14 protein-coding genes are annotated in these 12061 nt (G+C 62.5%); 3 read left to right on the plus strand and 11 right to left on the minus strand.

Features of this window, described 5'->3' with window-relative positions; genetic code table 11:
- The first annotated feature begins 5 nt into the window (after positions 1–5).
- The 3 genes from EJ075_RS04295 to EJ075_RS04305 are packed head-to-tail and all read left to right on the plus strand — an operon-like array spanning position 6 to position 1864.
- Positions 6–335 (plus strand): L-rhamnose mutarotase, encoded by a 330-nt coding sequence (locus tag EJ075_RS04295; RefSeq protein ID WP_126103507.1) that lies wholly within the window; start codon positions 6–8, stop codon positions 333–335.
- Positions 328–1404 (plus strand): Gfo/Idh/MocA family oxidoreductase, encoded by a 1077-nt coding sequence (locus tag EJ075_RS04300; protein WP_126103508.1) that lies wholly within the window; start codon positions 328–330, stop codon positions 1402–1404. Before EJ075_RS04295 ends, EJ075_RS04300 begins: the two co-directional genes overlap by 8 nt.
- 1 nt (position 1405) lies before the next feature.
- Positions 1406–1864: a MaoC/PaaZ C-terminal domain-containing protein gene (locus tag EJ075_RS04305; protein WP_126103509.1), complete on the plus strand. Its 459-nt coding sequence runs from the start codon at positions 1406–1408 to the stop codon at positions 1862–1864.
- A 21-nt stretch (positions 1865–1885) separates the two neighbouring features.
- On the opposite strand, the gene EJ075_RS04310 is transcribed toward EJ075_RS04305, so the two are convergent.
- The 11 genes from EJ075_RS04310 to EJ075_RS04360 all read right to left on the minus strand — a co-directional run bounded on the left by EJ075_RS04310 (position 1886) and on the right by EJ075_RS04360 (position 11979).
- The gene (locus EJ075_RS04310; RefSeq protein ID WP_126103510.1) at positions 1886–2842 is read right to left on the minus strand and encodes a C-terminal binding protein; all 957 of its coding nucleotides are present in this window, start codon (positions 2840–2842) and stop codon (positions 1886–1888) included.
- A gap of 15 nt (positions 2843–2857) precedes the next feature.
- A complete protein-coding gene (locus tag EJ075_RS04315) occupies positions 2858–3613 on the minus strand; it encodes an aldolase/citrate lyase family protein (protein WP_126103511.1) in 756 nt (251 codons plus the stop codon).
- A 42-nt stretch (positions 3614–3655) separates the two neighbouring features.
- A complete protein-coding gene (locus tag EJ075_RS04320; RefSeq protein WP_245458098.1) occupies positions 3656–4375 on the minus strand; it encodes a hypothetical protein in 720 nt (239 codons plus the stop codon).
- Positions 4376–4401: 26 nt separating this feature from the next.
- Positions 4402–5712 carry a TRAP transporter large permease subunit gene (locus EJ075_RS04325; RefSeq protein ID WP_126103512.1) on the minus strand — a complete coding sequence of 437 codons (1311 nt, stop codon included), beginning with the start codon at positions 5710–5712 and terminating at the stop codon, positions 4402–4404.
- Positions 5713–5715: 3 nt separating this feature from the next.
- Positions 5716–6228: a TRAP transporter small permease gene (locus EJ075_RS04330; protein WP_126103513.1), complete on the minus strand. Its 513-nt coding sequence runs from the start codon at positions 6226–6228 to the stop codon at positions 5716–5718.
- Between the two features lie 59 nt (positions 6229–6287).
- Positions 6288–7265, minus strand: a complete 978-nt coding sequence (gene dctP / locus EJ075_RS04335; protein WP_095483727.1) for a TRAP transporter substrate-binding protein DctP — start codon at positions 7263–7265, stop codon at positions 6288–6290.
- A 95-nt stretch (positions 7266–7360) separates the two neighbouring features.
- On the minus strand, positions 7361–7906 hold the full coding sequence (locus EJ075_RS04340) for a flavin reductase family protein (protein WP_126103514.1): 546 nt from the start codon (positions 7904–7906) through the stop codon (positions 7361–7363).
- Complete coding sequence (locus tag EJ075_RS04345) at positions 7906–9000, minus strand: LLM class flavin-dependent oxidoreductase (protein ID WP_126107231.1); 1095 nt, start codon at positions 8998–9000, stop codon at positions 7906–7908. Before EJ075_RS04345 ends, EJ075_RS04340 begins: the two co-directional genes overlap by 1 nt.
- Entirely contained in the window at positions 9000–9716 is a 717-nt protein-coding gene (locus EJ075_RS04350; protein ID WP_126103515.1) for a GntR family transcriptional regulator, read from the minus strand. The genes EJ075_RS04345 and EJ075_RS04350 overlap by 1 nt, the downstream gene beginning before the upstream one ends.
- Before the next feature lie 400 nt (positions 9717–10116).
- The gene (locus tag EJ075_RS04355) at positions 10117–10749 is read right to left on the minus strand and encodes a PQQ-binding-like beta-propeller repeat protein (protein ID WP_126103516.1); all 633 of its coding nucleotides are present in this window, start codon (positions 10747–10749) and stop codon (positions 10117–10119) included.
- A 9-nt stretch (positions 10750–10758) separates the two neighbouring features.
- Positions 10759–11979, minus strand: coding sequence for a helix-turn-helix domain-containing protein (locus EJ075_RS04360; protein ID WP_126103517.1), 1221 nt, complete (start codon positions 11977–11979; stop codon positions 10759–10761).
- Positions 11980–12061 lie beyond the last annotated feature (82 nt).

Consider the following 12061-nt stretch of genomic DNA (forward strand, 5'->3'; position numbering starts at 1 on the left):
CGGACATGCAGCGGATGGGAATGGTGCTCGGCCTCAAGCCGGAAAAGGTCGCCGAGTATGTGCGGCTTCACGCTGCCGTCTGGCCTGACGTGCTGGCCATGATCTCCGCCTGCAACATCAAGAATTATTCGATCTATCTCAAGGAGCCGGAGCACCTTTTGTTCAGCACCTTCGAATACCACGGCACCGACTATGCCGCCGACATGGCGAAGATGGCCGCCGATCCCACGACGCAGGAATGGTGGGCGCTGTGCATGCCTTGCCAGGAGCCGCTGCCGACACGCAAGGACGGCGAATGGTGGGCCTCGATGGGCGAAGTCTTCCATCATGACTGATGGCGTTTTCGATCCTGCCTCGCTCGCCCAGGCCTGGGCGCAGCCATCGAAGCCGAGACCGATCGTGATTTTCGGCGCCGGCTCGATCGTCGGCGATGCGCATTTTCCGGCCTATGGGAAAGCCGGCTTTCCGGTCGCCGGGGTTTTCGATCCCGACCGCGCCAAGGCAGAAAAGCTCGCCGCAAAATGGAGCGTCACCGCTTACCGGTCGGTCGAGGAAGCCGCGGCGATCAAGGACGTCGTCTTCGATCTGGCGACGCCGCCGGCTCATCATGCCGGCGTGCTCAGGGCGTTGCCCGATGGGGCGGTGGCGCTGATCCAGAAACCGATGGGCGGCGACCTTACCGAGGCCACCGAGATTCTCGAAATCTGCCGCTCCAAAAATCTGAAGGCCGCGGTGAATTTTCAGCTCCGCTTCGCGCCGATGATGTTGGCGCTGAAGGATGCGATCGCCAGGGGCTGGCTGGGCGACGTGGTCGATTTCGACGCCTGGCTGGCGCTGGCGACACCTTGGCAGCTCTGGGATTTCCTGCTGAAGGCGCCGCGTGTCGAGATCGCCATGCATTCGATCCATTATCTCGACCTGATCCGGCAATTGCTCGGTGATCCCAGAGGCATTCACGCCAAGACGCTCGGCCATCCCGGCCACAAGGTTGCGCAAACGCGCACCAGCGCGATCCTCGACTATGGCGACACCGTGCGCTGTGCGCTGTCGATCAATCACGATCATAAATTTGGCCGAAGACACCAAGCCTGCGAGTTCCGCATCTGCGGCACCGAGGGCGCTGCCTATCTCAAACTCGGGCTCAATCTCGACTATCCACGCGGCGAGCCGGACATTCTTGAAATCTATCCCAGGGGCGGCTCCGACTGGGTTACGGTGCCGCTCGTCGGCGAATGGTTTCCGGACGCCTTTGTCGGCCGCATGGCCAATGTCCAGCGCTACGCATCAGGCGAGGACACCGAGCTTGTCAGTTCCGTCGAGGACGGCTGGAACACCATGGCGCTGGTCGAAGCCGCCTACCAATCGAACGCGGCGCCGGCAACACCGATCGCAACGAGGCCCTGACATGGAGCAGACGATCTACTTTGAAGACTACCAGATCGGCTCGTCGCGCATGACCAGCGGACGCACCATCACCGAGACCGACTTCGTCGTTCATGCCGGCCATACGGGCGATTTTTTTCCCCATCACATGGACGCCGAGTTCATGAAGACGACGCCGTTCGGTCAGCGCATCGCCCATGGCACATTGGTCTTTTCGGTTGGCGTCGGGCTGACGGCAAACATCATCAACCCGGTCGCCTTCTCCTATGGCTATGACAGGCTGCGCTTCATCAAGCCGGTGTTCATCGGCGATACGATCAAGACCCGCACCACCATCTCGGCCAAAGAAGACGACCCGAAACGACCGGATTCGGGCCGGATCATCGAGCGCTGCGAGGTGATCAACCAGCATGGCGATGTGGTCCTGGCGGCCGACCACATCTACATCGTCGAGCGCCGCGACAAGCCCAAGCGGGGCTAAGCTATTTGCAGCCGCGAGGAGTCATATCCGGTTGACCGGATAGACCGGCTTGCCGCCGCGCAGGACCGATGCGACATCGGCAAACACCTTGTTGCGGACCTCGGCGTAGGACTGGGTCGAGTAGTGCGCCGCGTGTGGACTGACCAGGACGGTGTCCAGCGCCAGCAGCGGATTGTCGGGCGAAGGCGGCTCCTGCTCGAATGTGTCGATGCCGGCGCCGGCCAAATGGCTGCGCCGGATCAAATCCGCCAACGCGACCTCGTCGACCAGGCCGCCACGGGACACGTTGATGAGCATCGCCCCTTGCTTCATGCGCGACAGGGCATCAGCCGACATGATGTTTCTGGTTTCCGGTGTCGCTGGAACGTGCAGCGAGACAATGTCGGCCCTGGCGAGCAGCTCATCGAAACCGACCGGTTCAGCACCGCCGGCCGTAATGCGCTCTGCCGGCATGTATGGGTCGTAGGCGATGATATGGTAGCCGAAGGCCCGTGCCCGCTCGGCGGTCAGACGTCCGATCTGGCCGAAGCCGATCAGGCCAAGGATCTGCCTGTCCGGCCGCGTGATGCCGGCGCCGTCGGTCATTGCGGCCCAGCGGCCGGCGCGGACTGCGCTGTCGAACTGTTTCAGCCTGCGCGTCAGGGCCAGGATCAGCGCCATCGCATGTGTGCTGACCTCCACCAGGTTGGCGTCCGGCACATAGGTTACCTGAACACCGGCACGGCTGGCGGCCTCGATATCGATCGAGTCGAGCCCTACGCCGAACCGTCCGATGACCTTGAGGTTCTTCAGTTCGGCCAGCACGCGAGCCGTGATCGGCTCCCGTAATATCATCAATGCATCGGCGTCACGGCACTGCTCGATCAGGGCATCCTCTGTGAGAAGCGTCTTTTCGATAAACTCGGCGTTCAAGCCGTCGAGATAGCGCAGCTGCTCTGCCTCGACGGACAACACGCCGTCGGTCTTGATTATCTTCATGCCAATCTCTTGCTATCAGGCGCTGCGCGCAGAGGCCGCACCGGCGGCAAGGCCGGCGCCAAGAAACATCGTGTCGCTGGCCAGCATGTAGAAGCTGATGCCGTGCTTCGACCATTTGCCGATATCGTCTGCCGAAGGGCGAAAGATGCCGACCGCCTTGCGGGCCGCGCGCGCCGCAGCCGCGATCTTGATAATGGCGGCATTGAGCTTGTCCTGGCCGGCTGGCCCCATGGCATCGATCGAGACCGACAGGTCGCCGGGACCAATGAAGATCACGTCGACGCCGTCGAGCTGGACAATGTCGTCGATGTTGGCGAGGCCCTCGGCCGTCTCGACCTGGATCGCGACCGTCAGGGCCTCGTTGGCCGACTTGAGGTAGTCCGGAATCCTGTACCCATAACCGGCGGCACGGCCTGGACCAACGCCGCGTGCACCGACAGGCGGGTAACGGCAGGCCATGACCGCCATGCGCGCCTGCTCGGCCGTCGAGACGCGCGGCACCAGGACGCCTGAGGCGCCGGCGTCGAGCGCGGCCGCAATCCACTCCGGCGTGTGGCCCGGCACACGCACCATCGCAGGAACCTTGTGAACGTCGGCGGCGCGGACTAGATCCTCAAGCCGTTCGCGGCCAATCTGCGAATGCTCCCAGTCGATGCACAGGAAGTCGACCCCGCTGGCGGCCGCCACTTCGACCGCCACCGGATGCGGGATGGCGCAGAAGGTGCCGATAAGGCGATCGAGAGAGACACATTTTTTTCGAAAGTCGTACATGAAATCTCCAGCAGTTTTTCGGCGTCGCGAGAATTGTTCGCGTTAAGTGGCGATGGCCCGTGGCAAGGAATGCACGGCTTCCGTCGACATCGGAAAGTGCAGGCTGCCGCCTGAAAAGGGTGGGAAGGTCTTGTAGTCGGCGCGCATCTCCAGCCGCGCCGGCGATTGCAGTGCGTGCGTCAGCGCCGCAGGACTGTCGAACATGACCCGGTTGCGCTGCATGTGATCGACCCGCGGCCAAGGCAGCGAGCCGCACCAGTCCAGTCGCGACAGAACCTCGATGTGGCGAATGCCGGGGAAGCCCCGCATCAATTGCGGATGATGCGTCACATAGTGGTAGAGCCAGGCATTCATGTCTTCGGCCGGCCCGGGATAGTGGACAAGATAGCTGCAGGGCAGTCCAGACGTCTTCAGGCCAGCGTCATCGACGGGGAACGGACGCACGCACATTGCCTGCTGCGTCGGCCTCGACCCGGCGATGCTCGACAGCACACCCGGTGCGGTGAGCGCCTGCAGATGGCCGGACGGCGCAAGTGCCGCCTCCATGTCTGCCAGCTCGTCGAAATAGAGCTGGAAGCCAAAGACCGGCGGTGGACCATCCTTGTTGAACATGTCCGTCGCCACTTCGGGCAGATAGATGTTTGCAAGCGCAAGACCCGGCGTTGTCACGATTAAACGCCGCGCAGCGTCGACGTCTTCACGGGCTATGGCCAGGTTTGTCTGGCGGTCATCGTGGAAGAAAGCGAGATAGGCAAAGCGCATGCAGACACCTGCGAGATCGAGTTCGGCTAGATCAAGTTCGGAAGGAAGAGGGCGATCTGCGGGAAGAGGACAATCAGCAGGATCAGCAGAAGCGTCAGCGCGATATAGGGCGCCGCGGACATGGCAACCGTTTTGAGCGACGTGCCTTTCGGCGCAACACCGATCATGATGAACAGCAGCAGACCGAAGGGCGGCGTGGTGAAGCCGACCTCATAGGCGAGCAGCAGGATCAACCCGAACCACACGGGATCGTACCCGAATTGCTGGGCGATCGGCAGGAAGATCGGCAGCGTGATCAGCATCATCGAGACCTGATCCATGAACATGCCGAGCAGCAGGATGACCAGCACCATCATGAGCAGCATGGGATATGGTCCAAGATCGTAGCCCACGATGAACTGGATAAAGCCGTTCGACGCGCCGGAGAAGGCGAATATCTGCGAGAACGTCGTCGAAGCCGAGATGATCAGGAAGGTCATGCCCGTGACCTTCATCGCATCGTCCAGCGACTTCCAGACAACCGACCAGCTGAACCTTCGATATACAAACAACAACGCGAAGACGGCGGCACATCCGAGCCCTGCCGACTCCGTCGGCGTCGCTATTCCAAGGATGATCGTGCCGACCACCATGAACACGATGACGCTCATCGGAATGATGTTGACGGCGACCGCCCTCACCTTCTCGGCCGCAGGAACGGCGGGCACCGGATAGTGCGGAGCGGCGTCAGGGTCGATCTTCGTCTGTGCGAAGATCAGCATCGCGTACATGACGACGAGAAGCAGCCCAGGCAGAGCCCCTGCTATGAGCAGCGCGCCAACGTCGATCTGGGCCAGCGAGCCGAGCAAGACAGCCAACGAGGATGGCGGGATGATGACCGCAAGGCTTCCGGCACCAAGCACCGGCCCGTAGGCCATGTGCGGCTTGTAGCCTCGCTTAAGCATCTCGGGCACCATCAGCGAGCCCATCATGCCGGTATTGGCGAGGCTCGAGCCTGACAGCGCAGAAAAGATCGTGCCGGCGGCGAGCACGACATAGGCAAGACGTCCCCGCAGATTGCCGATGCACAGGTCGAGCGCGTAGATGACTTTCTCGCCGAGGCCGGAGCGGAAGAACAGGCTGCCCATGACGAGGAACATCGGCAGCGGGGCGAGCGCATAGGTCGAGACGGCGTCCGAGAAGTTGGCGATCATCTGCGTCACGCCGATCGAGCCGCCGAAGAACAAATACAGCCCGATCACATTGGTGACGAAGAACGCGAAGGCGACCGGCAGCCCAAGGCCCATCAAAACAAGGATGGCGCCGACAAGCACGGCGAATGGAAACAGCCAGGCCATCGATCAGAGCCCTTCCATTTCCAGAGGATCGAGCGTGTACAGCGTGTCATGGCCCAGCAGATATCTGAGCCATTCCAGCGCCGAGAGGTAGAAGGCGAGTGTGATGGGCAGAAAGACCAGCCATTTCGGCATGTCGAAGCTGCGCGTCTCATATTCGCCGCCCGACACGGCGCTTATCAGGGAAGAGAGCGCGACGCTGCCAAGGTAGAGGCAGACGCCGATGCAGGCGAGATAGACCAGCTTTTCAAGCACAGCCCGGGCCCGTGCAGGCAGAGCCTTGCGCAGGAACTCGACGAAGACATGGCCCTTGCTGTGGACCAGCCAGGGCATCGGCAGAAATGCCGCGTAGAGCAGACCATATTCCGTCGCAGACACCGCCCAGGCAAGCGGTCTCAGGCCCAGATTGCGGACGCATACATCGGCGACCACCGCGACAATGATGAGGCCAAGCACCACCTTTGCCGCCGCCGCCAGTGCAAGGCTCAGCTTCCCGATCGCTGCAAACAACTTGTCCATTCCTGACGGCCCTCATGCCCACCTTGATAAAGGGCGCACGAAGGCGCCCTCCTATCGGACTATTGAAAGAATTTCTTCAACTGCTCGATGTTGCTGGGATCGCGTTTGGTCATTCTTGCCCAGCTCGCCTGCGTGGCAGCCGCCAGGAATTTGTCGCGGCCAGCGCCCGTCAGGCTGATCACCTTCTGCCCGCCGTCGATCATCGCCTGTGCCTGCTTTTCAGACTCGGCAAGATTGGCGTCGTAGCTCTCTCGCTCGTATTCGACGGCAGTGTCGGCAAGCAGCTTCTGCGCCTCGGGCGACAGCGCATCCCATTTCGCCTTGTTGATCGAGACCAGCACATCGGTTTTGAAGAATTGCGGGTCGACGCGGTATTTGGTGAACTTGTCCCAGCCGAACGATGAATAGCCAAACACGGTATAGGCGTTGGCATTGACGACGCCGCGCTCAAGCGAGGTGTAGACGTCTCCCGGCGCTTGCACGATGACGGTTGCGCCCAGGGATTCGAGGAAATCACGATAGAGCGGCGACGAACGTATCTTCAGGCTGCTCCAGTCGATGCTGCCTTCATCATTGAGCTTTGGTTCGTCGATGGTGAAGATGTTGAAACCCGAGCCCGCGTCGACGTGGGCCAGCAGATGGGCATTGGCCTTCTTCTCGAAAATTCCGCTGATGAAATCCCAGCCGCCATTCTCGCGAACCTCCCAGGGCGTCTTCGTCGATGCAGAGAAAACCTCGCCTTCGGGAACGAGCTCCAGGAACTGACCTGCCGGCGTGTCGATCACGTCGATCAGGCCGCTCTTGAGCGCCGCACCCTGCTGAATCGGCGGAACGACCTCCGGCCCGCCACGCACATTGATCTGAACCACGCCCTTGCCCTTTTCGTTCACCTTCTGAACGAATTTTAGGAAACTCTGTGCGTAGCCGTTCTGCGCAGGCGTAAAATGCACGGCGTTGAGGACAACTTCTTCGGCCGTGGCGATACCCGCCACACCCGACATGAGTGCAGCCAGAACAAGGGACTTCCAAATGCGCATTGCCGTACTCCCTCTGATAGGTCACTTCGCTTATGTTGGGCCCGCGATCGGGCCGATCTGAAATTGCAATCGCTGCGCCGCTGCGCGAACGGCGTCTAGTTGGCCTCATCTCCTACCGTCAGGAACCGTCCATGCGCGTAGAAGACCGGCGATCGGCCAGCGCGATCCAGCGCCACCCCCGAGACGATGCCGATGACGATCATGTGCGATGCCCGAACGATGATTTCGGCTACCCGGCACTCGAACATTGCCCGCGCGCCGACAAGCAAGGGCGCGCCGGTTCCGCCGCGCACCCATGATCCGGACGAGAACCGCGCCACGCCCTTGGCTTTGGTCATGCCGCCAAAGGCACGCGCAACATTCTCCTGGTCGCCGGCCGGAAGATTGACGGAAAAGGGCACGCCTTCGCGAATGGCCGAGGCAAAGGTGCTGCCGCGGTTGACGCAGGCCAGCAGCGAAGGCGGCTCGGCGCTGAATGAGCAGACGGCTGTCGCCGTGATGCCGCAAAAGCCGACCTCGTCATGCTCCGACGCGAGGATGGCGACCGAGCCCGCCACGGCCCGCATTGCCTGCTTGAAGGCGCGCGGATTGATGGCGTCGTGCCCATGCACCCATGGCGTCGGAATGGCGGCCGCCGGCATCAATTTACGCGAAGCCCGGCCTGGCGCATCAGCGGCAGCACGCGGTCACAGAAGAAGGGCAATTCGTAGGTGTAGTTGACGAATGTGAGAGCGGCGCCGGAATAGCCCTGGTCCATGATCTCAGTGAGATCGTCGACGATCTTTTCCGGTGTGCCGATGAGCGGGAACGTTCCAGCACCGCCGGCGAACCTTTGCCGATATTCGGTGAAGGCTTTTGCGTCATGCGAGTTCGCGAATTCCTTCTTCTTGCGCATATGCTCGTCGACCGCGCCCTCGTCCGCGCATTCAAGCGCGTAGTGCCGGTAATAATCCTCGGCTTCCTGCTGGGTCTCCCGGCAGACGACATGGCAAACCGTGTAGACGCCGACTTCGCGTCCGACTTCAGCTGCCCGGTTGGTGATGTCGACCACATGCGCGCGGCCATCGGCAATTTCGGAAAAAGTAGAAAAGAGGTAGTCGCAGTGGCGCGCCGCATAGTTGCGCCCCGGCGCGCCGAAGGCGGCGTTCATGGTCACCGGGCGCGGCGCCTGCAGGCTTGGCGGACGGCTGACGACCCCCTTCAGATCATAGAATTCGCCGCCAAAGTCGAACGGCTCCCTGGACTGGTAGGCACGCTCGATGATGTTGATCCATTCCTCGGCCTGATCGTAGGTCCGGTCGCCGACCATCTGCCCGAACATGGCGAACTCGTCCGGGTTCCAGCCGCAGACAATGTTCAAGCCGGCACGCCCGTTAGAGATGTGGTCGACCGTCGCCAGCGCTTTTGCAGCCTGCAGCGGATGAACCAGCGGCACATGCACCGTCATGAACAGACCGATGTTCTCCGTGGCGACGGCGAGACCCGCCGCCCAGGTGAAAGTCTCGAACGACCACTCCCGCACATGCGTCAGACCGCCGAAGCCGCGCCAACGCGCGATCGGCAGCAGAAACTCCAGGCCGGCCCGATCGGCGATGCAGGCAGAATTGAGGTTGTCTTCCCAGCGGGCGCGCCAGCGCTCGGGAACGGTGGTCATTGCCAGGCCGCCATCGGCGTTCATCGAAAAGACGCCGAGCTTGAATCTGTTCGGCCCTTTCAGCGGATGCTGCTTTCTGATCATGATTTTCCCTGCCGCGGAATGCTCGCAGCTTCGTCGTCGAAACGTTGCAACGGCGGGCTCAGCTTCATGAAACGCTCCTCGGCGTTCTGAATGAAGTGGGTCATGCGGTCGTAAGCCGCGACGGCGTCGCGCTTGGCGAACGCCTCGTAGATTGCGCGCATGCCGGCCACGATGACGGCCTGCGTCGGCTGGTGCGACAGGGTCTTTAACCGGACGACGAGCACGTGGTCGGCGAAGCGGGCAATCGTTTGGGAAAGGCGATCGTTCTCGACAGCGCCGAGCCAGCAATTCCTGAATGCCGAATTGGCCTGGAAAAAGAGGGCGGCATCGCCGGCGGCGGCGGCTGCCTCTGCCTCCTGAAGCGCGGCTGCCAGCGTCTTGAGGCCAGCGGCGTCAAGTGTTCGCGCGGCGTGCGCTGCGGCCCGTGGTTCGAGCAGGCGTCGAACCTCGAAAATGTTGGCGACATCCTTCGCGGTAAGCGTCGGCAGCGTGAAGCCGCGTGTCGTGCCGACGAGATAGCCTTCATGCACCAACTGCATCAATGCGTCGCGGACAGGCATTCTGGAGATGCCAAGCTGGGCGGCAATATCGACATCGACGAGCTTCTGGCCAGGCGCCAGTTCGCCGCGCTGTATGGTCAGGCGGATCTGCTGATAGACCTGGGCACGCAGATTGCCCTCGCCAACCCGTTTGAACTCTATCGGTTCCGCCATCCACGCCTTCCCATGCGAAGATTTCGTATATGGTTACGGCTGTGTTCTCGCGGTCATCCCGTTTGAAGTGCAGCCATATGTCGGCTGAATTTGACCTGTCAGCCATGTTCCCGGCCCAAGTGGAGCATAGGCTGGATCACCTGGCAAGATATTTTAAGTCTATAATGTATACTGTTTTGTTTCCCGCGAGCCGGAGCGCGGCCGCGGAACGGCGCTATCTGTGCTACCGCCATGAAAGGGCGGAGGCGCAGTGACAGGCAGTCGGCTAGGAAAGGTCCCAGCGATCGACGTCGATGGGCACCTTTGCTGGCCGGTCTCAGCGAAAAAAGGGGAAGCTCGCCCGCGAGCGCTGCCTCGGCTACTTGCTCGCGGGGTCGGCCCGGACTACGGAGCCGGAGCCTCACCTCGACCGGCGGACGACTCTCACCTTGCCGCTGTTTCCACCACCGCAGAAGAACTGATCGCCACCATCGGACTCGAGACCCGACACACCTGTTCCAGGCGGCATATCAAGCTTCGCCAGAACCTTTCCCGTTTCGGGATCTATCCGCCTGATGTCGCTCTCGTCACCTTCCCAGGTGCCGTGCCAGAGTTCGCCGTCGATCCAGGTGACCCCTGTGACGATACGGTTGGAATCGATCGTGCGAAGAACTGCCCCTGTCTGGGGATCGATCTGGTGGATTTTACGACCGCGATTCTGCCCCACCCAAAGTGTCCCTTCGGCCCAGGCGAGCCCGGAGTCGCCGCCGCCACCAGGGGCCGGGATCGTGGCCAGCACCTGGCCGGTCTTCGGATCGATCTTCTGGATGCGATCTTCGGCGATCTGAAACAGGTGCTGACCGTCGAAGGCTGTTCCCGCGTGGGCTGCGACATCGATCGTGCGCACCGTCTCACCGCTCACGGGATCGAAGGCGTTCAGCCTGTCTCCCGACGCAAACCAGACGTGCTGACCGTCGAACGTAACCCCAGCTACCTGGTCGGCACCCGGAAAGGGACCATATTCACGGAGGATTTCGGCTGCAGATCGTTTCATGCTTCTATCCTAATAACCCGACAGTGAGCCGGGGAGTAACAAGATTGTCGGGAATCCCGGCACGGGCGGGGTCATCCAACGACGCGCTCGCCCGCGGCCGAACGACTGCACCTTGCCTGCTGCAGCAAGCTGCTCGAGCGATCGCTGCACGGTGCGCGAGCTGGCTCCGAGCGCAATCGCCAGCGCCGAGCTCGACCACGACTCGCCGTCCGCGAGAAAGGCGAGCATCCCCGCATGCTGCTCTTCGACGGGCGGCGCCAACACGACGATCTCGGGCGCGCGGCGCGGCTTAAGCGCAAAGCCTCGCTTGGTCGCGCTCAAATCCGCCAGCGACCGCAGCTCAACGCGAAGCCGCCCGATTTCGACCCGCAACCGTGCGCGATGCGATTCATCGGCGTGCTTGCCGCCGAAGGCGCGGGCGACGAGCGTGCTTCTCGGCACGTCTGCGGGCCAGGCTTCGCCCAGCGTTCGCGCAAGCGCGAACAAGACCGGGCGCGTCGCGAGCGAGACGATCGTGCCGGCGCCCCGCACGACATTGCGGCACGCGTCCACGACGAGCGCCTCCGACGCCAGCAGCGCTTCGACCTCTTCAAGCAGGAGCGGGCGCTCCTCGCCACGCGCGATCAGGCGGGCCGCGGGCGTGTTCATCACGAGGGATGTGCCTTCGACCTCTGCCGTCAGTGCCGGGATATCCGCCTCGCGCGCTGCATGCTCGGCGCGAACCAGAGCAGCGCGCGCCGCCTTGGTCTGGAGGCGTCGGATCGCGATTCCCGCAACCACCATCTCGTGGGCGGCCCTCGACGCGGGTGGGAACGGTGTGGGGTCGAACCCGGCGAGCCTGCGCTCGGCCTCGTCGAGGCGTCCGATCAGGAGCAGCCGCCGGACCTCGAGATTGAGCGCATGCGCGGCATTAACGTGGTCGCCGTGCTTTTCAAGCGTCGACCGCGCGGCGTCGAGTGCCTTCGCCGGCCAGCCCAGGTCGCGCGAGACGAGTGCGATCTCGGCTTCGGCGACGACGCACCTCGCGCGGGCCACGGCCTCTTTCGGGCCGAAGGCGCGCGCAGCACTTTTGAGGAGAGCCTTTGCTCGAACGAAATCGCCGAGCTGCGCCATCGCAATGCCGCGCAGCGCGAGCGCAGGCGCATCGTCACGCAGGGCGACCCGCTTCAATGCGCCGAGGGGATCACCCGTCGCGAGGGCGCGCGCCGCAGCGGTGATCAGCGAGTCCATCGGAATCCCGTCACACTTGTAACTCTCACCATTCGATATCCGGTCCTAATCTATCTCAAGACCAACAGCCAGCGCGCCGCAT

Origin of the sequence: Mesorhizobium sp. M6A.T.Cr.TU.016.01.1.1, from assembly GCF_003952585.1 — a bacterium.
Classification (GTDB): domain Bacteria; phylum Pseudomonadota; class Alphaproteobacteria; order Rhizobiales; family Rhizobiaceae; genus Mesorhizobium; species Mesorhizobium mediterraneum.